Below are 25,233 nucleotides of genomic sequence, written 5' to 3' on the forward strand. Positions count from 1 at the left end.
ATTTGCCTGGCGGCTGTAGCGCGGTGGTCCCACCTGACCCCATGCCGAACTCAGAAGTGAAACGCCGTAGCGCCGATGGTAGTGTGGGGTCTCCCCATGCGAGAGTAGGGAACTGCCAGGCATCAAACAAGCCGAAAGCCCATCCTCACGGATGGGCTTTTTGCGTTTCTGCTGATTCTATCCCGTCTTTAAAGTTATCCCCCTAACCGATTCCATATACGGTAAACTATCCCGGTTTTTGCATCTGGATAGCGTCTATGAATCACTCCCTTAAGCCCTGGAATACCTTCGGTATTGACCGAAATGCCCGTCAGATCGTGCGGGCCGACGATGCGCAGCAACTGCTGGCCGCATGGAATCATGCCACGCAACACCACCTCCCTGTTCTTATTCTGGGCGAAGGCAGTAACGTTCTCTTTCTGGAAGACTTTTCTGGCACGGTGATTGTTAACCGCATTAGTGGGATTAAAGTTGAAGAGGCGCACGATTGCTGGCGTTTGCATGTGGGAGCCGGGGAAAACTGGCATCACCTGGTGCAGTTTACCCTTGAAAATAATATGCCGGGGCTGGAAAACCTGGCGCTAATCCCTGGTTGCGCAGGCTCATCCCCTATTCAGAACATCGGTGCCTATGGCATCGAACTCAAACATGTTTGTGATTATGTCGATTGTATCGAGCTGGCAACGGGCAACCCGCTGCGTTTAAGTGCGGAACAGTGCCGCTTTGGTTATCGCGACAGCATTTTCAAACATGAGTATCAGGATAAATATGTCATCGTTGCGGTTGGACTGCGCCTGACCAAAAACTGGCAGCCTGTCCTTACCTACGGCGATCTCACTCGTCTGGATCGTGCCACGGTCACTGCAAAAGAGATTTTCGACGCGGTTTGCCATATGCGAATGAGTAAATTGCCCGATCCGAAAGTGAACGGAAATGCCGGAAGTTTCTTCAAAAACCCGGTGATCTCCGGTCAAAAAGCCGAAATCTTACTCGCCCAGTGGCCGCAGGCGCCACACTATCCGCAGGCAGATGGCAGCGTTAAGCTGGCAGCGGGCTGGCTGATCGATCAGTGTCAGCTTAAAGGCACAACCTGTGGCGGCGCAGCGGTACATCGTCAGCAGGCCCTGGTGCTTATCAACGAAAACAATGCGACCAGCAGTGATGTCGTGCAGCTGGCCCATCAGGTGCGCCAGCGCGTGGGTGAGAAATTTGATGTCTGGCTGGAGCCGGAGGTGCGCTTTATCGGCCATCACGGTGAAGTTAATGCGGTGGAGGCCATTGCATGAAAGATCATACCGTTCCCCTGAAGCTGATCTCTGTTCTGGCTGACGGTGATTTCCATTCCGGTGAACAGCTGGGGGAACAGCTGGGAATGAGCCGCGCCGCCATTAATAAACATATTCAGACCCTGCGTGACTGGGGAGTGGATGTCTTTACCGTGCCGGGCAAAGGCTACAGCCTGCCGGAGCCGGTTCAGCTCCTGGACGAAGCCTTTATTAGCAGTCAGATCACCGACAACAGCGTTGCCGTTCTGCCGGTGATTGATTCTACCAACCAGTATCTGCTCGACCGGCTTAACACGCTACAGTCCGGCGACTGCTGCGTGGCAGAATACCAACAGGCGGGTCGTGGCCGCCGTGGACGTAAATGGTTTTCGCCTTTTGGCGCCAATCTTTATCTCTCCATGTACTGGCGTCTGGAACAAGGACCTGCCGCCGCCATTGGCCTCAGTCTGGTGATTGGCATTGTGCTGGCAGAAGTGTTGCAGTCGCTGGGCGCCGACAAAGTGCGCGTGAAGTGGCCAAACGATCTCTATCTGAACGATCGCAAACTGGCCGGTATTCTGGTAGAACTGACCGGAAAAACCGGTGATGCCGCGCAGATCGTAATGGGTGCCGGCATAAACCTGGTGATGCGCAATGTACAGGCCGAAGATATTAACCAAGGCTGGATCAACCTGCAGGAAGCAGGGATCGTCATCGATCGCAATGTCCTTGCCGTGCGGGTGATTAACGAGCTACGCCACTCGCTGAAAATCTTCGAACAGGAAGGTTTAGCCCCGTTCCTGCCTCGCTGGGAAAAGCTGGATAACTTTGCTCACCGTGCAGTGAAGCTGATCATCGGCGACAAAGAGATCTACGGCACGTCGCGGGGTATCAACGAGCAGGGCGCACTGTTGCTGGAGCAGGATGGCGTGATTAAACCGTGGGTCGGCGGTGAGATTTCACTGCGCAGCGCCGAATAAATTGCGGGGAGCCGCGGGCTCCCCGGTTCTTCAGCTATACCGCCGCCAGCCCCGTGCGAAGCGGCAACCAGAATAATCCCTAAACGCTTGGTTACACTCTCTTAAACAGTTCCCGATAAGGTATACTCTGAAAGCAGCAGGGTAACAGTTGATTAACCTGCCTTTCGCGTTTCTGGAGATCCATTTTGCGTGTCAGCCGCTCTTTAACTATCAAACAAATGGCGATGGTCACTGCCGTCACCATGGTGTTTGTTTTCGTCTTTTGCGTCATTTTGCTGTTTCATGCCATTCAGCAGAATCGCTACAACACGGCTACGCAACTCGAGAGCATTGCCCGCTCAATCCGTGAGCCCCTCTCTGCCGCCATTCTGAAGGGTGATATTCCTCAGGCGGAGTCGATTATTAAAAGCATTAAACCAGCAGGGGTTGTCAGCCAGGCGGATGTCGTGCTGCCGAATCAGTTTCAGGCGTTACGCATGAACTTTATCCCGGAGCATCCGGTACCGGTGATGATGAAACGCTTGTTTGAAATGCCGGTGCAGATCTCCCTTCCGGTCTATTCGTTGCAACGTCCGGCGAACCCGCAGCCGCTGGCCTATCTGGTGCTCCAGTCTGACTCCTGGCGAATGTACAAATTTGTCATCAGTTGGATCTCAACGTTGGTAACCACTTACTTATTGTTGACGCTGATGCTTACCGTGGCGCTGACCTGGTGCATTAACCGTCTCATCGTTCATCCGCTGCGTCGCATTGCCCGGGAGCTGGATACCCTCTCGCCGCAGCAACAGGTGGGGCACCAGCTTGCTCTGCCGCGTCTGCATCACGACGACGAAATTGGCATGCTGGTCCGCAGCTACAACCTCAACCAGCAGCGCATGATGCGCCAGCACGATGAGCTCAACCACAATGCCACCCGTTTCCCGGTGTCGGAACTGCCGAACAAGGCGTTTCTGATGGTGATGCTGGAGCAGGCCGTGAAGCGGCAGCAGACCATGGCGCTGATGGTAGTGGCCTGTGAAACGTTGCAGGATACCGCGGGCGTGCTGAAAGAGAGTCAGCGAGAGATGGTCTTACTGACGCTGGTCGAAAAGCTGAAATCCGTGCTTGCACCACGGATGGTACTGACGCAGGTGAGCGGCTACGACTTCGTGATTATCGCCAATGGCGTTAAAGAGCCGTGGCATGCCATCACATTAGGTCAGCAAGTGCTTACTGTTATCAATGAGCGGTTGCCGGTTCAGGGGATCCAGCTGCGCCCGAGCGCCAGCATCGGTATCGCCATGTTTTACGGCAACCTGACCGCAGAACAGCTCTATCGCCGGGCATTTTCCGCCGCGTTTACCGCCCGCCAGAAGGGTAAGAATCAGATTCAGTTCTTCGAACCCGAGCAGATGGAGAAAGCGCAGCAGCGGCTCTCAGAAGAGAACGACATCCTGACCGCGCTGGACAGCAACGATTTCGCCATCTGGCTGCAGCCGCAGGTCGATCTGCGCACCGGTAAGGTCCATAGCGCCGAAGCGCTGTTGCGGATGCGTCAGCCCGACGGCGGCTGGGAGCTTCCGGAAGGGCTGATTGACCGTATTGAAAATTGCGGCCTGATTGTGACGGTGGGTCACTGGGTGCTGGAAGAGTCCTGCCGTTTGCTGTCAGCCTGGCAGTCGCGCGGGGTGATGATGCCGCTGTCGGTTAACTTATCGGCCTTGCAGCTGATGCATCCCAACATGGTTCCGGATCTGCTGGCGTTGATTCACCGCTACCAGATCAAGCCGGACACCCTGATGCTGGAAGTGACCGAGAGCCGCCGGATTGACGATCCTAACGAAGCGGTGGCAATACTTCGCCCGCTGCGTAACGCCGGAGTCCGTATCGCGCTGGACGACTTTGGCATGGGATACGCTGGCCTGCGTCAATTGCAACATATGAAAACCCTGCCGGTAGATGTGCTGAAGATTGATAAGGCCTTTGTGGAGGGGCTACCGGAAGACAGCAGCATGGTCGAGGCAATTATCCAGTTGGCGCGTAGCCTGAAGCTGAAAATTATCGCTGAAGGTGTCGAAACCGAAGCTCAGCGCCAATGGCTGGCCGATGCCGGGGTGGAATGCGGCCAGGGATATCTGTTCGACAAAGCCGTTCCGGGTGATATTTTTGAGAGCCGATATTTTAAACGCGCTAATGCTGATAACTGAAATGTTGCTGAATTGTGCGAGTCAGCTCAAAGTTCTTAACATTTGTGTTTCAAATTCAGCCTGATCTTCTATCTGTCCTGATTTATGGGTGATATTTTAAGGCCGCAGGTGAGCAGTAACCCTACTTCGCCTGTGGCTTTTCTTCCCAAGGACATCTTATGAAAACCTCTCTCTTCAAAAGTCTTTACTTTCAGGTCCTAACCGCCATTGCTATCGGTATCCTGCTTGGTCATTACTATCCTGAATTAGGCGCCCAGATGAAACCGCTTGGCGATGCCTTCGTTAAGCTGATTAAGATGGTGATCGCGCCGGTTATTTTCTGCACCGTCGTGACCGGTATCGCAGGCATGGAAAGCATGAAAGCCGTTGGCCGTACGGGTGCGGTGGCCCTGCTCTATTTCGAAGTCGTCAGCACCCTTGCGCTGATCATTGGTCTGGTGATTGTTAACGTCGTGCAGCCCGGCGCGGGCATGAACGTTGACCCCTCTACGCTGGATGCGAAAGCGGTGGCGGTCTACGCCGAGCAGGCGAAAGATCAGGGCGTGGTCGCCTTCCTGCTGGATGTGATCCCCGGCAGCGTGATTGGCGCCTTCGCCAGCGGGAATATCCTGCAAGTGCTGCTGTTCGCCGTGATGTTTGGTTTTGCCCTGCATCGCCTCGGCAGCAAAGGCCAGTTGATTTTCAACGTTATTGAAAGTTTCTCGCAGGTGATTTTCGGCATCATCAACATGATTATGCGTCTGGCACCTATTGGCGCCTTCGGGGCAATGGCCTTCACTATCGGTAAATATGGTGTCGGTACCCTCGTACAGCTAGGCCAGCTGATCGTCTGCTTCTATATCACCTGTATTCTGTTCGTGGTGGTGGTGCTGGGCAGCATTGCCCGTGCGACTGGCTTTAGCATCTTCAAATTCATTCGCTACATCCGTGAAGAGTTGCTGATTGTGCTGGGCACCTCCTCGTCTGAATCGGCGCTGCCGCGCATGCTCGATAAGATGGAGAAGCTGGGCTGCCGTAAATCGGTCGTCGGGCTGGTGATCCCCACCGGCTACTCCTTTAACCTGGATGGGACGTCGATCTACCTGACGATGGCGGCGGTGTTTATCGCCCAGGCCACCAACAGCCATATGGATATCTTCCATCAAATTACGCTGCTGGTGGTGTTGCTGCTCTCTTCAAAAGGGGCGGCTGGGGTCACGGGCAGCGGATTTATCGTCCTGGCGGCAACCATCTCTGCCGTGGGACATTTGCCGGTGGCGGGCCTGGCGCTGATCCTCGGTATCGACCGCTTTATGTCCGAAGCGCGTGCCCTGACTAATCTGGTGGGTAACGGCGTGGCGACGATCGTGGTGGCGAAGTGGGTGAAAGAGCTGGACCACAAAAAGCTCGACGATACGCTGAATAATCGTGCGCCAGACGGCAAAACACACGGTTTGTCCTCCTAAAATCTTTCCTCAGGCCCGCATTCCCTTGTCGGGGTGCGGGCTCCTGCGCATAATGGCCCGGCATACTTGTCATAATTCGATAAGATTTATTTCGGGTAAATTTCACTTCATGCCGTGACGTTTCGTTTCGTGCGCGGTCTAATCGGAGTGTTTTGTACATCATATTTAGAGTGCGACAGGGCGTGTGGCACTCTTTGTAACCAGGAATGTTGATCAGGGGTTCACATGCAGGGCACAAAAATTCGACTCTTAACCGGCGGTTTGCTCATGATGGCAGCAGCCAGTTACGTGCAGGCTGACGCGCTCCAGCCGGACCCGGCCTGGCAACAGGGAACGCTGTCTAACGGTTTTCAGTGGCAAGTTTTAGCCACCCCACAGCGCCCCAGCGACCGCATTGAAATCCGCCTTTCCGTCAATACCGGCTCCCTGACCGAGAGTACGCAGCAGAGCGGTTTCAGCCATTTTATTCCTCGTCTGGCGCTGACCCAAAGCGGTAGCCTTCAGGCTGTACAGGCCCGTTCTCTGTGGCAACAGGGTATCGATCCGAAACGCCCGCTGCCGCCTGCCATCGTCTCCTACGACTACACCATGTTTAACCTCAGCCTGCCAAACAACCGCAACGATCTGCTTAAAGAGGCGCTGACCTGGCTGTCAGATACCGCCGGTAGCGTCTCCATTACCCCTGAAACGGTGAATTACGCCCTGAGCAACAGCGACATGGTGGCGACCTGGCCTGCGGATACCAAAGAGGGCTGGTGGCGCTATCGTCTGAAAGGTTCGGCGCTGCTGGGCCACGATCCGGCAGAGCCGTTAAAACAACCGGTTGATATTGAACAGGTGAAGTCGTTCTACCAGACCTGGTACACCCCGGATGCCATGACCCTGATTGTGGTGGGCAATATTGATAGCCGCGCGGTGATCGAGCAGATTGGCAAAACCTTCGGCGAGCTGAAAGGCAAACGTAACACGCCAGCGCCGGTACCAACGCTTTCACCGCTGCGCGCAGAGCCGGTGAGCATCATGACCGATGCCGTGCGCCAGGATCGTCTCTCCATCATGTGGGACAGCCCGTGGCAGCCGATTCGTGAGTCTGCCGCGCTGCTGCGCTACTGGCGCGCCGATTTAGCCCGTGAAGCGTTGTTCTGGCATGTTCAACAAACCCTGAGTAAGAACAACGCCAAAGATATCGGTTTGGGCTTTGATTGCCGGGTGCTGTTCCAGCGCGCCCAGTGCGCCATTAATGTTGAGTCGCCGGGCGACAAGCTGAACGCCAATATGGCGATAGTGGCGAAAGAGCTGGCGAAAGTGCGTGATAACGGCCTGAGTGAAGAGGAGTTCAACGCGCTGGTGGCGCAGAAAAATATTGAGCTGCAAAAACTGTTCGCTACCTATGCCCGTACCGATACCGATATCCTGATCAGCCAGCGTATTCGCTCCCTGCAAAATCAGGTGGTGGATATCGCGCCGGAACAGTATCAGAAGCTGCGCCAGGATTTCCTTAACAGCCTGACTGCGGATATGTTGAGCCAGGATCTGCGTCAGCAGCTTTCCCAGGATATGTCGCTAATTTTAATGCAGCCGAAAGGTGAACCTGAATATGATATGAAGGAGCTGCAGGCGACGTGGAACGACATTATGGCGCCCGCGCAGTAAAAGGAAAAAGGCAACGTAAGTTGCCTTTTTTAATGGATACAGCCCTTAAGCAGGCATCGCTTCGCGTGGAATAATGGCGCCGCGATACTGGATCACCGTGCTGGCGGTCAGGTGGCCGCGCTGCGCTGCCGCTTCCGGCGTACCGCCGGTCAGACGTACCGCCAGATAGCCGGCGCTGAAGGAGTCACCCGCCGCGGTCGTATCAATCACTTTCTCTTTCGCCAGCTTCACCGCAGGTACTTCGATAACCGCTTCTCCGGCGATCGCCACCAGGCAGGAATCTGCCCCGCGCTTAATCACCACTTCGCTGACACCGGCGGCCTGCGTACGCGCAATCACCTCATCAACCGGCTTCTCGCCCCACAGCGCATCTTCGTCGTCGAGGGTTAAGAAAGCGATATCGGTGCATTCCAGCATCTGGCTATAGACCTGCTGCGTCTCTTCGCGGCTGGCCCACAGGCGTGGACGGTAGTTGTTGTCGAAAATCACCTTCCCGCCGTTGGCGCGGCATTCGCGCAGCAGGGAGAGCAGTTTTTCACGGCTGCTCTGGCTGAGGATCGCAAGGCTGATGCCGCTCAGATAGAGATAGTCAAAATGGGCCAGCGTTTCGCAGATCTGCGCCGCGCTGTCGCTCTCCAGCCAGAATTTGGCGGCGGCTTCGTTACGCCAGTAATAGAACGTACGCTCGCCGGTGCTGTCAGTCTCGATGTAATAGAGGCCCGGCAGGCGGTTTTCCATCCGCTGGGTCAGGGAGGTGTCGACATTTTCACTCTGCCATGCGTCCAGCATCTGCTGGCTGAAATTGTCGGTGCCCAGCGCAGTAACATAATTTACCGCCAGCGCATCAGCATCGACCTGACGAGCAATATATACGGAGGTATTTAAGGTATCGCCACCGAAGCCGCGGCTAACTTCCGCGCCTTTCTGGGAGAGTTCGATCATACATTCGCCGATCACGGCAATTTTTTTGGACATAGTCGTGAACCTGGATAATTAAACTGCGGTTAGTTTGCGCTGGAGGCCGGAAGCGGTCAACTGTATTAAAACGACGTTCCATTATTTTTTTGAACCTGGACAAGTTCCTGACGGGTTTGATATCTCAGATTTTCATTTTCGTCCGCAACCGAACATAAAGTTCTCTTACCTGGAGCCGATAATCCTTTGACCAGTCCCGACAGGCTCTTTCCCATTCAACAGGACATCTGAAATGAAGTTAAGGCAGGACATCCAGCTGCTGAGCATCCCTGAAGCGAGTATTGAGAACTTACAGGAACACCGCTACTGGCTGCAATGTGAGCGCGCTTATACTTATCAGCCGATCTACCGCACCGACGGTAAGCTGATGGCGATTGAGATCCTGACCGTCGTAACCCATCCTTCAAACCCGGCACAGCGGATTGCACCCGATCGCTACTTCGCGGAAGTGCCCGTGCGCCATCGTCTGGATATCCTTGAAGAGCAGCTCGCCATGCTGATGGCCAGGCAGGCCTTTTTTGCTGATAACAATATTCTGGCTTCGGTTAATGTCGATGGTCCAACTCTACTGGCGGTGCGGCAGGATGAGAGCCTGCAGAAGCTGATCCACCAGCTGCCGTGGCTGCGCTTTGAGCTGGTGGAGCACGTTCGTCTGCCGCAGGACTCCTCGTTTGCCACCATGTGTGAGTTTGGCCCCCTGTGGCTGGACGATTTTGGCACCGGCATGGCGAACTTCTCCGCCCTGAGCGAAGTGCGTTACGACTACATCAAAGTGGCGCGCGACCTGTTCATTATGCTGCGCCAGACCCCGGAAGGACGCAATCTGTTCACGCTTCTGCTGCAGCTGATGAACCGCTACTGTCAGGGCGTTATCGTCGAAGGCGTCGAGACGCTGGAAGAGTGGCGCGATGTACAGAACTCACCTGCCGCCGCCGCCCAGGGCTATTTCCTCTCCCGCCCGGTATCGATGGAGACGCTCGACAACGTAACCATCACCCTGTAAAACCCTGCAGCTTCCCGTAATAGTGCGTGGTTAACGCGTTATTACCGGACGCTGCCGCCCCCTTTCCGCATGCCTGGACTATATTCATGAAAGGCAAGTGATTACTGAAAGGGAGTATGGGATGACAAAAACAGCGAAGATTATCACCTGGACAGGGGGAGTCTTCTTGTTGCTGATTGTGGTGCTGATTGTCGTGATCGCGACATTTGACTGGAACCGCCTCAAACCGACCATCAACCAGAAAGTCTCGACCGAACTTAACCGTCCTTTCGCTATTCGCGGCGATCTGGGCGTGGTATGGGAGCGGCAGAAGGGCGAAACGGGCTGGCGCAGCTGGATACCCTGGCCGCACGTTCATGCTAACGACGTTATGCTCGGCAACCCGCCGGACATTCCTGCAATCACCATGGTGCATCTCCCGCGCGTCGAGGCCACCCTTGCGCCGCTGGCGCTGCTTACTAAAACGGTCTACCTGCCGCGGATCAAACTGCAACAGCCTGATGCCCGGCTGATCCGTCTGTCGGAGAAGACCAATAACTGGACCTTCAATCTGGCGGGTGATGATAAAGAAAAAGATCCTGATGCCCAGCCTTCGTCCTGGTCTTTCCGCCTCGATAATATTCTGTTCGATCGCGGGCGGATCGACGTAAACGACGCGGTCAGCAAAGCACAGATGGAGATCTTCGTCGATCCGCTGGGCAAGCCGGTACCCTTCAGCGAAGTGACCGGCGATAAAGGCAAAAAGGATAAGGTCGGCGATTACGTCTTTGGCCTGAAGGCTGAAGGGCGCTACAACGACCAGCCGCTGCGCGGCACCGGTAAAATTGGCGGTATGCTGGCGCTGCGCAGCGAAGGCACCCCCTTCCCGGTCCAGGCTGACTTCCGCTCCGGCAATACCCGGGTGGCTTTTGTCGGTACGGTGAACGACCCAATGAAGATGGGCGGCGTCGATCTGAAGCTGAAATTCGCCGGGGATTCGCTGGGTGAACTCTATGAGTTGACCGGCGTACTGCTGCCGGATACGCCGCCGTTTGAAACTGACGGTCGGCTGGTGGCGAAGATCAATTCGGAAGAGGCCTCGGTCTACGATTACCGCAACTTTAATGGCCGGATCGGTGACAGCGATATCCATGGCTCGCTGACCTACACCACCGGCAAACCGCGGCCGAAGCTGGAAGGGGATGTGGAGTCGCGTCAGCTGCGGCTGGCGGACCTCGGGCCGCTGATTGGCGTCGACTCCGGTAAAGGCACCAAAGCGGAGGAGGTGCGCAAGCAGGCGCCCCCTTCCGGCAAAGTGCTGCCCAATGACCGCTTCGAAACCGATAAGTGGGACGTAATGGATGCGGACGTGCGCTTCAAGGGGCGGCGAATCGAACATGGCAGCAGTCTGCCTATCAGTAATCTTTCTACTCATATCCTCCTGAAAAATGCCGACCTGCGTCTGGAGCCGCTGAAGTTCGGTCTGGCGGGCGGCACCATCTCCTCAAATATCCATCTTGAAGGCGATAAAAATCCGATGCGGGGCCAGGCCGATATTCAGGCGCGACGGCTGAAGCTGAAGGAGCTGATGCCGGATGTGGAGCTGATGCAGAAAACCCTGGGTGAGATGAATGGCGATGCCAAAATTCGCGGTACCGGCAACTCGGTAGCGGCCCTGCTGGGGAACGGCAACGGCAATCTGAAGCTGCTGATGAATGACGGGCTGGTGAGCCGTAACCTGATGGAGATTCTGGGTCTGAACGTCGGGAACTTCATCGTCGGCCAGATCTTTGGCGACGACGAGGTGCGGGTGAACTGCGCGGCGGCCAATATCGACCTGGTCAATGGCGTCGCCCGGCCGCAGATTTTCGCCTTCGATACCGAAAACGCGGTGATCAACGTCACCGGCACCGCCAGTATGGCCTCGGAACAGCTGGATCTCACCATCAACCCGGAAAGTAAAGGCATTCGCATCGTGACGCTGCGCTCGCCGCTGTACGTGCGCGGTAGCTTTAAAGATCCGGATGCGGGGGTGAAGGCGGGGCCGTTAATTGCTCGTGGTGCGGTGGCCGCTGCGCTGGCGACCCTGGTTACCCCTGCCGCAGCGCTGCTGGCGCTCATCTCGCCGTCTGAAGGGCAGGCCAATCAGTGCCAGACCATTCTGTCGCAGATGAAGAAATAGTGGGGGATTTGCCCGGCCTACAGGAGAAGGTAGGCCGGGTAAGCGCAGCGCCATCCGGCATTAAGGATCACAATGACTGATGGCGAGTCTCGTGGGTCAGCAGCAGCGCAATCAGCGTCAGTGCCGCCATCGCCGCCAGGTAGATCCCCACGTATTGCAGACCATAATTCGCCTGTAACCAGGTGGCGATATACGGCGCCACAGACGCACCCAGAATCGAAGAGACGTTATAGGAGAAGGAGGCCCCGGTATAACGCACTTCGGTCGGGAACAGCTCTGGCAGCAGCGCGCCCATCGGACCGAACGTCAGCCCCATCAGGCTCAGGCCAATCAGCAGATACGCCATCACCAGCGACGGGTTACCGGAACCGAGCAGCGGTGGGAAGACGAACAGCGCAAACAGAATAATCAGCGAGGTGATCACAATCATGCTCGGGCGACGGCCAAAGCGGTCGGCCAGCACGCCGGCAATCGGCACCATCACACCAAAACCGATAACCGCCATCATCAGCATCCACAGCACTTCGTTACGCGGCAGGCCCAGGCCCACCGGCGCAGGCGTAGTGCTGAAGGTCATGGAATAGACGGTCATGATATAGAACAGCGTATAGGTCGCCAGCATGATGAAGGTGCCGAGCACGGTTACGCGAACGTGTTTGGTCAGCAGCGTGCCCAGCGGAATTTTTACCTGTTTCTTCGCGGCGGCCACTTTGGCAAAGACCGGTGTCTCATGCAGGGAGACGCGCACATAGAGGCCGATCAGGACCAGCACCGCCGAGAAGATAAACGGAATACGCCAGCCCCAGGTCATGAACTGCTCGTCAGTCAGCAGCCATGAGAGCAGCAGGAAGGTGCCGTTGGCAAAGAAGAAGCCAATCGGTGCGCCCAACTGTGGGAAGGAGCCATACAGCGCACGCTTACGTGGCGGGGCATTTTCGGTGGCCAGCAGCGCTGCGCCGCCCCACTCACCGCCCAGACCCAGACCCTGACCAAAACGGGCCAGCGCCAGTAGCAGCGGGGCCAGAATCCCGATGGTTTCATAGGTTGGCAGCAGGCCGATGGCAACGGTGGAGATCCCCATGGTCAGCAGCGAGGCGACCAGGGTCACCTTACGTCCGACGCGATCGCCGAAGTGACCGAACAGGGCCGAGCCGATAGGACGCGCGACAAAGGCGATGGCGAAGGTTGCCAGCGACTGCAGCGTGGCCGCCGTCGGGTCGCCCTGCGGGAAGAAGATATGTGGGAAAACGATAACCGCAGCGGTGGCGTAAATATAGAAGTCGAAGAATTCGATGGCGGTGCCAATCAGTGACGCGACGACGACTTTATTGCGCGAGTTAACCGGGACGTTTTCCTGCTCTGAATTGAGTGTTGTGGCTGTGGCTTGCATAAACTTTTCTTATTTTTGGCGAACGAAAGGCCATATTACGCACAGCAAAAGCGATATTTCAATCTGTAACAAACGCAGCGAGTGGTGAAAAAGAGAGCAAAAAGCGGATAATTTTCGGACCAGAAAAATCACATCCATGAAATGCTTCACAGAAATTAAAAGTTAGAATATAAAACTGGTTTTTGGTTAAATAAAAGTTACAGGCTGGATTTATATGCTGAAATGATGAATCGGGCTGATATATTTCATTCTTATTCAGCCCGATAGCGGTGTTAATGGTGACTTTTACCGGGCATTCGCCGGTCATCCGGGTACTCGGCAGTGGCGATCCATGCTGCGCAGAAGAGGGTTAGCCTGGCAAAGAAGTAGAAGAAGGCCAGCAATCCCAGCACGGAGCCGAATGCCGCCCCGGACGGGGAAGTGACCAGCGACGGCAGGGTGTAGGTCATCACGATTTTGATCACCTCAAAGCCGATAGCGGCAATGAAGGTGCCGCGGATCAGCGCCTTACGCCGTGGACGGTGGCGCGGCAGGCGCCAGAAGATCCAGAAGAACAGCAAATAGTTCGCCAGCATTGAGATCCCTAACCCCACCAGATGCCAGACCGGCTTCAGCCACTCAATGGTGTCGAGATAGAGCGCGGAGATGATCATCTGCTGCGCCGAGCCTGCCGCGGAGGTGATGGAAAGGGTGATAACCAGCGCCACCAGCAGGCCAATCAGCGAGATAAAGTCGCGCAAATATTTGATCCAGAACTTCTCCTCATCCTGCGGCTTACGCTCCCAGACGTCACGCGACTGGGCGCGGATCGCCTCCCGCAGGTTGCCCATCCAGTTAATACCAGAGTAGAGCGCCACTAACAGCCCGACAATCCCCACGGTGGTACGCTGCTCTACGGCGGTACGGATAGTGCTTTTCAGGGTCGCGGCCAGCGTCGGATCGCTGACGTTCTGCAGAATTTTAGCGAAGATATCCTGCAGCAGAGTCGGGTGCGAGATCAGAACGAAACCCGCCGCGGCGAAGGAGAGCATCAGGATGGGGATCATCGATAAAAATGAGAAGTAGGTGATCGCCGCGCCAAACTGGTTTCCCAGCCGATCGTTAAATCGCTCGGTGGCGCGCAGCAGGTGGGCAATCATTGGCTGCTGCTGAATCAGCTGGAAGGCGTCCTTCGCCTTGTCCAGCAGGCTCCCCGTTTTACGTATGGAGGTGATTTTAGGTTCTTCCGGCGCCTGAGGCGGACGGGTTTCCAGTTTTTTAATCGGCTCGAAGTCCAGATCATGGGTGGGGCGTTGCTCACTATTTTCCGGCATCACGCGCACTTTCCTTATTGTTTAGCGGGAGGTCCTTAAAATTATAGCCTGCGCTCAGTCAACGTAGGCTTTCATGATGTCCGTGAGCCAGGCCATAAACAGATGCACCCGGCGGGAGAGGTTGCGGCGGTGGGGATATATGAGCGATACCGGCATCGGCCGGGCGCGGTACTGCGGGAGGATCTCCAGCAGCTTTTTGGCCCGCAGCGCGTCACGCACGCCTACCCGCGGCACCTGAATAATCCCCAGCCCGGCGAGGGCCGAGGCATGGTAAGTCTCGGTGCTGTTGACCGTCAGGACACCGCCGGTCTTAATCCAGTGGGTCGCCTCACCATCGTAATATTCGAACCCCTGGGGCCGGGTGCCGAGATGCGTTGCGTAATGCACCATCGCATGGGAGGTTAAATCATCCAGCCCGTCGGGATAGCCAAAACGCGACAGATAATCGAGGCTGGCGCAGTTGATCACCGACAGCCTGCCGAGCGGGCGGGCGATTAAGCCGGAATCTTTCAGGGTGCCGACGCGCACCACGCAATCAAATCCTTCCCGAATCACATCCACCAGCCTGTCGCTGCTGCTCAGCTCCAGTTCAATGCCGGGGTACTGTTGCAGGAAGAGTGGCAGTTTGGGGATGACTAAATTTCGCGCAACGTTGGCCGGCATATCGACGCGTATTCTTCCACTGACGCTGGCAGGGTCGTGCAAAAAAAGACCATCCAGTTCTTCCATATTGGTCAGCAGATCTTTGGCCCGCTCGTAGTAGACCATACCGTCCTGCGTCAGGCTGACCCGCCGTGTGGTGCGGTGCAGCAGCTGGGTGCCAAGCCCGTTCTCCAGCGCCTGAATCTGGCGCGATACGCTACCTTTAGGCAGGCCCATTGAGTCTGCGGCGCGGGAAAAACTCTCCAGTTCAGCGACGCGAATAAATAACTGCATTGCGTGAATTTTATCCATAGGAAGCGCTCATTGTTGTTGATTTTGAAACAGTGAAGCGTTGCAGAGCGTATTTATTGATTTTCTATCACCTAATAAGCTCTTTCTCAATCACCACAACAGCCGAAACGAGGTTTCTCATGACTGAACGTATTGTAATAGTGACCGGCGGCAGCCGCGGGCTCGGTAAAAACGCGGCGCTGAAGCTGGCAGCAAAAGGTGTCGGGATCCTGCTGACCTACAACCGGAGCGAGCAGGAAGCGCTCGAAGTTGTGCGCGAAATTGAACAAAAAGGGGTAAAAGCAACGGCATTGCAGCTGAACGTCGGCGATATTGCCAGCTTTGAACAGTTCGTCACTGAGGTGAGTGAAAAACTGCATTCGGTCTGGCAGCGCAACACCTTCGATTATTTGTTGAACAACGCAGGCATGGGTTTATACGCCCCCTATATGGAGACCACGGAAGCGCAGTTTGATGAAGTGATGAATATCCATTTCAAAGGCCCGTTCTTTCTGACTCAGGGGCTATTGCCGCTGATGGAAAACGGCGGGCGGATCCTGAATGTCTCATCTGGCCTGGCCCGTTTTGCGCTACCGGGCTCCAGCACCTATGCGGCAATGAAAGGTGCTATGGAAGTGCTCACCCGCTACCAGGCTAAGGAGCTGGGCGCGCGCGGGATCACCGCCAACATTATCGCCCCGGGGGCGATCGAAACTGATTTTGGCGGCGGACGTGTACGCGATAACAAAGAGATCAATCAGCAGATCGCCTCCCAGACGGCGCTGGGCCGCGTTGGGTTACCGGACGATATCGGCGATGCGATTGCGGCGCTGCTCAGCGACGAACTCGGCTGGATGAATGCGCAGCGCATTGAGGTCTCCGGGGGGATGTTCCTGTAATCAGGTGCCGGGGAGGGAACCCCGCGGCACGCTTAGCAGTACTCTTTTCTTAACAGCCCAAACAGCCAGTCGTTATGCCACTCACCTGCCAGCCAGTAGCTTTCGCGCAGTTCACCTTCCAGCACAAAACCCACTTTTTCCAGCAGGCGTTTAGAGGCGATATTGCCCGCCGTCACCGTGGCGGTTAAACGGCGGATGCCTCCCTGCATAAAGGCGTAATCGCACACCGCCTGTAAAGATTCAAAGCCGTAGCCTTTACCCTGCGCCTGCGGGGCGAACAGGAACCCCACTTCGGCGCAATCATCATCGCGATGAATATAGCCTGTGACCCCGAGCGGCGTCTGATTGTGATCGCGCACCACCAGGCTCAGCCAGTGGTCACTGCCCGGCGACCACGCGGGCAGGCGAGTGGTAAACGTTTCGCGAATGGCCTCTTCCGGGCGGGCTTCGGCCACGTAGCGCATCACGTCGGGGTGTTGTTGCAGAGAAAGAAAAAAGGGCCAGTCCTCTTCCTGCAGTGGGGAACAGATTAAACGCGGGGTGTGCAGCACAGGCATGCCAGGTCTCCGGGAGCTTTTGTAAATGATATTAACATTATCACTGAAATAGTGGCGGTTATCGGGTATGTTTAATCTGGTATAACCACTTAAAAAACAACCGCTCTCCGTTCGCTGCGCCTGAATCCTTGCGCGGCAGTTAAAGGAAAATGATGACCCTCAGTAAATCGCACGTGATCCGCGAGCAGTTTGAACGCTGTCTGGGAATTATTCGTCAGGCCTCTGTGGAGATCCTGCTCCTGTTAAAGGTGCATGTTGCCGAAGGCAAAGATCCCCGTTGGTTCCTTGAGCAACTGGATTCCGCCAGACTGGCGCTGGGGGGCTGGGCGAGCGTGGCAAAACGCCTGAACCTCAACGATGCGGAGCTCTCACAATTTACCCTGCAATTACGGCTTTTGCAGCAGCGGGTGCCGCAGTATGAGAGCGGGCAGGATGTGAGCGACAACCAGTTGATTGCCGCGACGCGCTTTGTAACGGCGCTGGAACACCTGCGTTTGCAGCAGCCGCTGCTAACCTACAGTACCGAAATGAGCTCCGGCGATGAGTTTCATCAGCAATATGCCCGGAAACAGGTGCGTACCCTGGAACTGATGCTTAAAGGGTTAATTATGCAGGCCTGGCCGGATCCAACGCGCCTGAACAATCACCTTAAAACGCTATTCGGCGCCGATAGGGTCCGCCGCTGGCTGCAGCAGGGCGAACGCAACGATGCCCTCGGCGGCATGATGTTTAGCGAGCTGGCACTGATGCTGGTGGACAAGAAAGAGTACTCCCGCTCTTATTCGGCGCTGTTCAGCGATCCCGCTCTGCTGACGCTGATGGTGGAACCACGTAAAACGCTCCACTCCTTTCTTGATGATATCCGGCTGATCCGCAACAACATCATTGCCCAGCAGCCGCTGACCTCTGCGCAAATCCTTCTGCTGGACAACTATTACGCCCAGATTGCCGGCCCCGTTCAGCGTGCCTTTAACGAGGGCCGTACCGCGGTGAACCCGGCGGGGTTGATGGCAGAAGGCAACCACGAGCTGGAGCTCTTCTGGGAAAATGCGCGAGAAAAATGCCGGGCCACCGGCGATGACATTTTTGAGGTGCGTGACACCATCGATAAACCGAACCGTCGGCCCGCGCGTACGCCGGAGCAGCGCGATCACCTGATCTCGGTGGGGCTGTGGGGCGCGGTGGGGGTAATGGTGATGGGAATGCTGGTGGCGGGCACCTGGTTGTTAATGGAAAGCAGCACGCCGACCCAGGCGGCCAGTAGCGCCTCGCCTCCTGTGCAGACCGCGGCGGAAGAGATGCGTGAGTTACCTTCCTCCCGCGAAACGCTGACGCGCATGGGCGTCACCTGGGATGAGAATAATTTCCGCGCGGCGATCGACAGGAACGACAGCCGCGTGGCGCTGCTGTTCCTGAAGGCGGGAATGGAGTGGAAGCTCTCCTGGACGGAGCATGCCCTGTCGGTGGGGCATCGGGAGGTACTGGATGTCCTGATGCGCTATCGCCTGCAGATGGGGCAGGCCAAGCCCTGCAGACAGTTTATCAACACCCTCGCACACGCGATGTCAGCGGGCGAACCGCTGACGGATCTGCGCAAAGAGTATCTCCAGGCGTTTTGTACCGTTCCGGCGGTGGTCGAACGCCAGCGACGCGAGATGGATCAGGCGAAGCGGCGAGCCCAGGCCCAGCCGGACGCCAGTACCAAAAAATGGCAGACGATCCAGACAGCCATTTATGAGGTGATCCGCTGAGAATGCGGGGAGTTATGGCTCCCCGTACAGGCCAATAAGTCTGCGCACCACGCCGTTAGTCCAGCCAAACCCATCCTGCAGGGGATACTCACCCCCACCCCCTTCCCGGGGCTGGCTGCTGGCGATGTGGTACTTCTCAATCAGCTTGTGATGCATTTTGTAGAAATGGTTTACCGTGTGCAGCCAGCTCCACGCGATTTCATCCCCCAGGGAGTCGTTGCCGTATTGCTTGAATCCCTGAATCGCCATCCACTGCAACGGCGCCCAGCCGTTAGGTTTATCCCACTGTTCGCCGGTTTCATACTCGGTGGCAAGGATGCCGCCCGGTGTCAGGAGGCGTGCTTTTACCGCATCGGATAGCCGTTCTGCCTGCTCATGGGTACACATACCGACATACAGCGGCACGATGCTGGCCGCGGAAAAGAGCGCCAGTTGCTCCCGGCGCCAGTCGTAATCGCGATAGCAGCCGTTCTCCTCATCCCAGAGATAGCGGTTAACCGCCTCGCGACGATCGCTCGCCTTCTGGCGGAAGCGCTCCGCGGTCTCTTTATCCCCTTTTGAGGCCGAAATATTCGCAATGGCGCTCTCCAGCTTGAACAGGAAAGCGTTGAGATCGATAGGGATAAACTGGGTGGTGCGGATACTCGCCAGCCGACTCGGATCCCGCAGCCAGCGGGAGGAGTAGTCCCAGCCGGAAGCGGCCCCGGCACGCAGATCGCGATAGACCTCGTTAGGTGGACGCCCGGAGTGGCGGGCGGTCTCGACGTCCTCTATCCACGATTCATCCCTTGGGGTGTCACGGTCATCCCAGTAACGGTTGAGCAGCGAGCCGTCCGGCATACGTACCGCGCTGCGGTAAGCCTGGTTGAGCAGCAGGGACTCTGCGCCGTCCATCCAGAAGGCATACTCCATTTTCAGATGGTCCAGATAGCGCTTAGCACCGCGCACGCCATCCTCTTCAAACAGCTCCACCATCAGGGCAAACACCGGCGGCTGCGAGCGGCTCAGATAGTAGGTGCGGTTGCCGTTAGGAATATGGCCGTATTTTTCAATCATCCACGCAAAGTTATCTGCCATGCACTTGAGCATGTCGTGGCGGCCGCTTTCGGCCAGCCCCAGCATGGTAAAATAGGAGTCCCAGTAGTAGGTCTCGCTGAATCGCCCGCCGGGCACAATGTAGGCCTGCGGCAGCGCCAGCAATGACGACCACGGAATATGATCCTGCGGCTCTCGGGTCAGCACCGGCCACAGATTATCGATATGGTCTTTGAGCGAGAAAGAGGGATCGGAGACATATTCGCTCGACAGCACTTCCGGCAACCAGAAGTGGTTTTCCACAAACTGGCGCAGGTCAAAGTCGCGGTGTCGTCTCACCTTGCGATAGCGGATAAGGATATCCAGCGGATCCATCTTTGGCGCACAGTCGGGAAAGGTTTTGCTGTCTTCAAACAGTCGCGACGACTGAACATGCTCGAAGAGTTCAAGGTAGCGATCGGCAGGGGTGAGCGCATCGGATGCGGGCAGCCCTTCAATCATTTCAGGTTCCGGCTCCGCCTCGAGCATTTCATCCAGTTTTAACTCGCAGGGATCGATTTCGTAGAGAAGTTCTTGTTCTATGTCGAACTCTACGGTCTCTACAGTGCGTATTTTCTGGTTGAACATGGTGGTCAGGACCTCCGGTTAGCGTTATCTCGGGTCTGGTTTTATCCGGTTGCTTACTAATCTTAGACATTCGCTTCGGTCTGTGGTGAGGGAAATGTGCGGTAGATCACGCTTTGCTACGAAGCAAAAAAGTGAGCGGTTGGCGCCATGTCGATGTTTTTCAGGCAGTAAACAGGACAATCCACAGTAAAGAGAGCAAATAAAATTCGGATCATTCGCTATGCCGTTAAGAGGGCATCAGGCGATAGCATCCGCTTTGCCGCTAAAGCGATACGCTTTTTGCGCGTGCAAAAATTCCCCGAATGCAAGAGGTACGCGAAATTCTCTGCTTGCGTAAAATGACCTGTTGTTATTGATTAATAACACAATCTATGTGTATTTATATTTTATTGGCCCGCATAGCGGCAAGGATACGTGCGTTTAACGTGTACAAGGGCCTAAACGTAAGTTTAACGAGGGTAATCGAAAGCTAATCCCCCTGGGAAGAGCGGTACAACCTTTTTTAGAAAAAATAATATTGTGTAATGATCTTGTACTCTTGAGTTTTTCTAAGAAAAGTCCTGCCGAATCGAAAGCGGTAAACAGGTATTTGGTGAGCTTTTTTTTATTTTTGCGTTTATTAACACGATTTTTTATAGGAAAAATCCTGTCAGCCAAATGACGCCCTCTTTAATGAGGTACGTTTCAGGCTGTTTGGGGCATATTGCTCAAAGAAAAAAGCATCGCTACAATGCGTAAATCCGAAATAACAACGCTTAACGTTTTACGTTAAGCGTTGTTATTTCGGTGTAAAAAGGAATGGGTCTTCTGTAATGTATTATTCTGCTGTAAATATATCAGACGCACTTTGTTCAAAATGAAATACTCATAAATAAGGATATATTAAAATGAAAAAGATCAACATGACTGAAGCAAGCGCAATTATTGGCGGTACTTGCGAAACTTGTGTAAACACTTATGAATTAATGATAGTTAATGGTTCTAACGTATGTGCGGATGTAAAGACCTGCACTGACAAAAATGGCGCTGTAACCAGAACTTATAAAATTTCAGACAAGGCTAACTGCCCAGATGTCGGCTAAGAAACATCTGTCTCTTAGTTAAATGGAATAATTTCTGATTATTCTGAAGGGCGTTGTGTGATTTTTTACAACGCCCCCTTAGAGCTTCTCCTACTTTTATTTTCAGGATGAAAAGCCTCCCATGAAAAAAAGAATTCTTCTTATTCTGGCTTACACCATTTTTATCGCCGTCATTTCATCGTTGATTACGACTGCCTGGTTCCATTATTTCGTATTTAATAACGCCGATAATAGCGGACAGCAAGCATTGGTTTCACTGTCAGCTGATAAAGTAGCGAAAAGCCCAATCGCTGACGGAGAGGATATTATTGAAATTTTTTCATACGGTTGCCATTTCTGTGCAGTAAATGAAAAAAATGTGGCTGAGTTGGAAAAACGCCTGCCTGCAGGGAAGAAACTGGTACGTCTTCATTTCAATCTCGATAAGCAAGGTGGGCTAGCGCGCTTTGCGCCGGTGTTCGCCACCCTACAGGTGATGGGGCTCGAAGAAGCGCACCGTGAAAGCGCCTACCAGGCGGTGATCAAGGATAAGGTTGATTTAGGCGATCCAGCGCAGCGCACTGCATGGCTGGAAAATAATAATATTAACGTGGATAAATATAATACCGTCAGCCAGTCCGCTGAAGTAAAAGCGCGTATGGATTATATGGTTCGCGTTACTCAGTATTATAATATCAATGCAACGCCGTCATTTATTATTAATAAAAAATGGGTCGCGCTTCAGGAAGGTGATTTCTCATCTTTTGCGGACAAATTAATCACGCTATTAGAAACTAATCGCGCGGCGGAGTAATAATGAAATTTTTTGCCCTGTGGTGTGCGTTGGTGTGGAAAAACCTCGCCGTCAAATATCAGCTGGCATTACATAAGCTCGGGCTGATCAGCTACAGGGCACATTGCTTATTATTCCGGCGCATGCACTATCGCGTCATCTTCGCTTTCTCGCATGTAAGCCGCTTCCTGGGGCTGACGCGGCGAGATGTAAAATTGCGGGCCGTTGTCGCGCAATCTAACCGTCAGTGCCTGCTTCATGATAACAAGGCATTTGACTATATCTGGCTGACGCAGCGGCGTGAGTTACTGGTCCAGGCCGTCACTTACGGGCAAAATCGCTGGGCCTTGCAGGAGCTTGCAGCCTGTACGGCACAACTCAATGCTGTCGTCGAACCGTTGCAGCGCGCAGGCCAGTCGGTGATCCTCGCCCCGTTACATATGGTCTCGGACATACTCAGCACCATGATCGGCGGCACGGTGTACCCTAGCAAGGCGACGGTGATTACGTCACGCAGTGCCGATGTCTATTCCGCAGCCGAACGGCAAATGGGTGGTCTGGATCTTACGTATTGTTCTATACACGAGGATAATAAAAACATTGCGGGAACGCTGATGACCTCGGTAATGGATGCCGCGAGTAACCAGCGAAATATTATTTTATTCCCGGATATTACGCCTGACTTTACGCAATTTGCCAGTAAAGACAAAGCCGGGAAATTAAAATGCCGGTTGTTTGGCCGCCCGGCTACGTTACACAGCGGCATTATCCGGCTGGCAAGAATGATGTCAGCGAAGGTGGTTTTTTATCATCTTTATTACGATAACGGACTGAAAATTCGCATTCATGAGCCGGTTCCGGCAAAAAAATTGAAAGATGAAATGCCGGGAATTATTGAACAGAGTATTCGCGAGTATTCCACCGACTGGATGCTATGGCATTCACACTCTTTATTCTTCATTAATGATTGAAAATGAATAAGTTTACAGCGCGGCGCTAGTGATATTACAGATGAGAACAGGACGTTCAAAGGTGTCAATTATGGAACATATCATTCCCGAAATGGTTTATCAGGCAGAAACAAACGAATGCGCGCTGGCCTGTATTTCCATGCTGGCGGAAACACAGGGCGTCGATGCGCCCCTTGATGAGTTACGCGAGCGCTTTCCGGCGTCTGCCCACGGCACCGCGCTCTCAACCATGTGCGATATCCTGACCGAACTGGCGATCCCCGTTTATCCGGTCGCCTTCGATTTGAATGAACTCGCAGAACTCCCGTTACCTGCCATTTTGCATTACGGTGCGAGCCACTATGTGCTGCTGGCCTACCGCCAGGGAAGTTATGTTTGCGTGATGAATCCGGCGATTGGCGAGCAGCTTTTACCCATCGCCGCGCTGAAATCTGAAATCAGCGGTTATGCCCTGGTTCTTGACCAGGAAGCGGAAAGTGCCGCACCGCCGTTGGAGAAACACAAACGCACGCGACGTTTTCGCGCTCTGGAGTGCATGAGCTTAAAACAGACCGCGGCGATCCCCGGCATTTATCGGCTGATGCTGCTGGCGTTTTTGATTTCACTGACCTTGTTTATCATGCCGGTAATGGTCAGCTCTGCTATCAACAACGTTTTCTCCTCGGGCGGTAAAACAGAATTTCCATATTTCTATTACCTGCTGGCCTTTGTCGTCTCAACTCTGTTGGCTTTCTTTGTACGCAGCGTGACCGAGCGGTTTATCAAACGTTTTGTGGTGATGCAGAGCGTCAGCGGTTTTGCTCATCTTCTGACGAACTCGCTCGCCTTCTTCGAAAAACGCAGCCCAGGGGAAATCTTCAGCCGCTTCTCCAACTGGCAAATGGCGGCAGCCCAAAAAATCGAGCTGGATAACGGCCTGCGAATAGACTGGGTGGTGGGAGTCATTGCGCTGGGGGTCATGTGCTACATCAGCCCACTGTTGGCCGCCATTTCTGCCGCTGGCGTAACGCTGATGGGGCTGGTCAGCGTTTGGGCTATTTTCCGGGACCGCTATTTTACGCAACAGATGCAGGTGAAGAGCGCGGAGCAAAGCGATTTTCTGCTGGAGACTATTCAGGGATTTGCGACGCTGAAATCGGCTGGCTTGACCAGCCAGCGTCAGGCTGCATTCGCGAATTATGTTATTTCCCTGTTTGACTGTCGGCAGAAACAGAAAATATATGAGCAGGTAAAGGGCAGCCTGTATCAGCTGATTGGCAGTCTTGAGATGGTCTTTTTTATGCTGCTGGCGTTGCCGCTGCTGAAAAATAACAGCATCTCGCTGGGTGAGTTTTTTGCCTATAGCTTTGTGCGCCAGATTTTTACCGCCTATATCACCCAGATTTTCTTCTCTGTTCTGCGCAAAAACCAACTGCACGTGATCGATACCCGTGCCGCCGATCTGTTCCCGAAGGTGAAAGAAGAACGTCACGACGCACTACTGCCGCCGGTGGCGTTTAATCATCAGCTTCACTATCGTGAGCTGCAGTATGCGTACGATCCGGGCAAACCGGTGCTCGATAATGTGTCGATAGCGCTGCGTCGGGGTGAATCACTGGCGATTATCGGCGAGTCTGGCGCGGGAAAAAGTACGTTGCTCAAAGTCATTACCGGGCTTATTGAACCTCAGTCCGGGGAGATCCTCGCCGACGGGCAGCCGGTAAACAGTCGTCAGGCGCAGAAACTGTTCTTCCTGCAAAGCCAGGAGGACATCCTATTCAACACCAGCGTATTGCAGAACATCACGCTGTTTGATCGCGAGTACGACGCCAAAAAACAGGCGCGCATCAATAAATTCCTGCACGGGCTGAACCTAACCGACGTGATTGATCGTCTCCCGGGAAAACAGAACGCCCTTATTCGCGAGAGCCATCCTGCACTGTCGCTTGGGCAACGTCAGCGTCTGATGCTGGCCCGTGCAATGTACAGCGATCGGCCGGTAATGGTGCTGGATGAGCCGACCGCCAATCTTGACGAACAGACCGCTCACCAGGTGATGCAAACCCTTATCGATCATTGCCGTGAATATGAAAAAACGCTGATCGTCGTAACGCACAGTGAAACGACGCTACACCTGTTCGACCGCCTCTGTGCAATGAGAAAAGGCCATATAGAAGCGGTGGGAAACACCTCTGTGTCCACCATCCTCCCTGAAGGAGAGCTGGCGTGAGAGTTGCGATCAAACGACTACTCGTT

Annotated in this window: 19 protein-coding genes and 1 rRNA gene; 14 read left to right on the forward strand and 6 right to left on the reverse strand. The window is 54.6% G+C overall.

The annotated features are described in order from the left end of the window. Positions 1-5: 5 nt before the first annotated feature. The 6 genes from rrf to C3406_RS20505 all read left to right on the forward strand — a co-directional run bounded on the left by rrf (position 6) and on the right by C3406_RS20505 (position 7,529). A 5S ribosomal RNA gene (gene rrf, locus C3406_RS20480) occupies positions 6-121 on the forward strand. A gap of 136 nt (positions 122-257) precedes the next feature. After that, positions 258-1,286, forward strand: a complete 1,029-nt coding sequence (gene murB / locus C3406_RS20485) for a UDP-N-acetylmuramate dehydrogenase (protein WP_103824710.1) — start codon at positions 258-260, stop codon at positions 1,284-1,286. Continuing rightward, positions 1,283-2,245 (forward strand): bifunctional biotin--[acetyl-CoA-carboxylase] ligase/biotin operon repressor BirA, encoded by a 963-nt coding sequence (gene birA, locus C3406_RS20490; RefSeq protein WP_103824711.1) that lies wholly within the window; start codon positions 1,283-1,285, stop codon positions 2,243-2,245. Before murB ends, birA begins: the two co-directional genes overlap by 4 nt. 185 nt (positions 2,246-2,430) lie before the next feature. Beyond that, complete coding sequence (gene hmsP / locus C3406_RS20495) at positions 2,431-4,431, forward strand: biofilm formation regulator HmsP (RefSeq protein ID WP_233210581.1); 2,001 nt, start codon at positions 2,431-2,433, stop codon at positions 4,429-4,431. Positions 4,432-4,589: 158 nt separating this feature from the next. Then, entirely contained in the window at positions 4,590-5,876 is a 1,287-nt protein-coding gene (dctA, locus tag C3406_RS20500) for a C4-dicarboxylate transporter DctC (RefSeq protein ID WP_103824713.1), read from the forward strand. Positions 5,877-6,101: 225 nt separating this feature from the next. After that, the gene (locus tag C3406_RS20505; protein WP_103824714.1) at positions 6,102-7,529 is read left to right on the forward strand and encodes a M16 family metallopeptidase; all 1,428 of its coding nucleotides are present in this window, start codon (positions 6,102-6,104) and stop codon (positions 7,527-7,529) included. Between the two features lie 45 nt (positions 7,530-7,574). Here the strand turns inward: C3406_RS20505 and kdgK are convergent, their stop codons facing one another. Beyond that, on the reverse strand, positions 7,575-8,504 hold the full coding sequence (kdgK, locus tag C3406_RS20510) for a 2-dehydro-3-deoxygluconokinase (RefSeq protein ID WP_103824715.1): 930 nt from the start codon (positions 8,502-8,504) through the stop codon (positions 7,575-7,577). A 232-nt stretch (positions 8,505-8,736) separates the two neighbouring features. On the opposite strand from kdgK, the gene pdeH reads away from it, so the two are divergent. Further along, complete coding sequence (gene pdeH / locus C3406_RS20515; RefSeq protein WP_103824716.1) at positions 8,737-9,507, forward strand: cyclic-guanylate-specific phosphodiesterase; 771 nt, start codon at positions 8,737-8,739, stop codon at positions 9,505-9,507. A gap of 121 nt (positions 9,508-9,628) precedes the next feature. Next, positions 9,629-11,668 carry an AsmA family protein gene (locus C3406_RS20520; RefSeq protein ID WP_103824717.1) on the forward strand — a complete coding sequence of 680 codons (2,040 nt, stop codon included), beginning with the start codon at positions 9,629-9,631 and terminating at the stop codon, positions 11,666-11,668. Between the two features lie 67 nt (positions 11,669-11,735). Here the strand turns inward: C3406_RS20520 and C3406_RS20525 are convergent, their stop codons facing one another. The 3 genes from C3406_RS20525 to C3406_RS20535 all read right to left on the reverse strand — a co-directional run bounded on the left by C3406_RS20525 (position 11,736) and on the right by C3406_RS20535 (position 15,325). Further along, a complete protein-coding gene (locus C3406_RS20525) occupies positions 11,736-13,058 on the reverse strand; it encodes an MFS transporter (protein ID WP_103824718.1) in 1,323 nt (440 codons plus the stop codon). A gap of 272 nt (positions 13,059-13,330) precedes the next feature. Continuing rightward, the gene (gene yhjD / locus C3406_RS20530) at positions 13,331-14,371 is read right to left on the reverse strand and encodes an inner membrane protein YhjD (RefSeq protein ID WP_370463879.1); all 1,041 of its coding nucleotides are present in this window, start codon (positions 14,369-14,371) and stop codon (positions 13,331-13,333) included. Between the two features lie 54 nt (positions 14,372-14,425). Beyond that, positions 14,426-15,325: a LysR family transcriptional regulator gene (locus tag C3406_RS20535; RefSeq protein ID WP_103824720.1), complete on the reverse strand. Its 900-nt coding sequence runs from the start codon at positions 15,323-15,325 to the stop codon at positions 14,426-14,428. A gap of 119 nt (positions 15,326-15,444) precedes the next feature. On the opposite strand from C3406_RS20535, the gene C3406_RS20540 reads away from it, so the two are divergent. After that, positions 15,445-16,203, forward strand: a complete 759-nt coding sequence (locus tag C3406_RS20540; protein WP_103824721.1) for an SDR family NAD(P)-dependent oxidoreductase — start codon at positions 15,445-15,447, stop codon at positions 16,201-16,203. 32 nt (positions 16,204-16,235) lie between these two features. Here C3406_RS20540 and C3406_RS20545 read toward each other — a convergent pair whose 3' ends face one another. Further along, the gene (locus tag C3406_RS20545) at positions 16,236-16,760 is read right to left on the reverse strand and encodes a GNAT family N-acetyltransferase (protein ID WP_103824722.1); all 525 of its coding nucleotides are present in this window, start codon (positions 16,758-16,760) and stop codon (positions 16,236-16,238) included. Positions 16,761-16,912: 152 nt separating this feature from the next. Between C3406_RS20545 and C3406_RS20550 the strand changes: the two genes are divergently transcribed. Beyond that, positions 16,913-18,511: an STY4199 family HEPN domain-containing protein gene (locus C3406_RS20550; protein ID WP_103824723.1), complete on the forward strand. Its 1,599-nt coding sequence runs from the start codon at positions 16,913-16,915 to the stop codon at positions 18,509-18,511. 12 nt (positions 18,512-18,523) lie between these two features. On the opposite strand, the gene C3406_RS20555 is transcribed toward C3406_RS20550, so the two are convergent. Further along, a complete protein-coding gene (locus C3406_RS20555; RefSeq protein WP_103824724.1) occupies positions 18,524-20,173 on the reverse strand; it encodes an alpha,alpha-trehalase in 1,650 nt (549 codons plus the stop codon). Positions 20,174-21,060: 887 nt separating this feature from the next. Here C3406_RS20555 and C3406_RS20560 point away from each other — a divergent pair. The 4 genes from C3406_RS20560 to C3406_RS20575 all read left to right on the forward strand — a co-directional run bounded on the left by C3406_RS20560 (position 21,061) and on the right by C3406_RS20575 (position 25,207). Further along, positions 21,061-21,255 carry a DUF4762 family protein gene (locus tag C3406_RS20560; protein WP_103824725.1) on the forward strand — a complete coding sequence of 65 codons (195 nt, stop codon included), beginning with the start codon at positions 21,061-21,063 and terminating at the stop codon, positions 21,253-21,255. 121 nt (positions 21,256-21,376) lie between these two features. Further along, positions 21,377-22,048 carry a DsbA family protein gene (locus C3406_RS20565; protein WP_103824726.1) on the forward strand — a complete coding sequence of 224 codons (672 nt, stop codon included), beginning with the start codon at positions 21,377-21,379 and terminating at the stop codon, positions 22,046-22,048. A 2-nt stretch (positions 22,049-22,050) separates the two neighbouring features. Further along, on the forward strand, positions 22,051-22,998 hold the full coding sequence (locus C3406_RS20570) for a lysophospholipid acyltransferase family protein (RefSeq protein WP_103824727.1): 948 nt from the start codon (positions 22,051-22,053) through the stop codon (positions 22,996-22,998). A 70-nt stretch (positions 22,999-23,068) separates the two neighbouring features. Then, positions 23,069-25,207: a peptidase domain-containing ABC transporter gene (locus C3406_RS20575; RefSeq protein WP_103824728.1), complete on the forward strand. Its 2,139-nt coding sequence runs from the start codon at positions 23,069-23,071 to the stop codon at positions 25,205-25,207. Positions 25,208-25,233 lie beyond the last annotated feature (26 nt).

This window comes from Leclercia sp. LSNIH8 (assembly GCF_002920195.1).
GTDB lineage: Bacteria > Pseudomonadota > Gammaproteobacteria > Enterobacterales > Enterobacteriaceae > Enterobacter.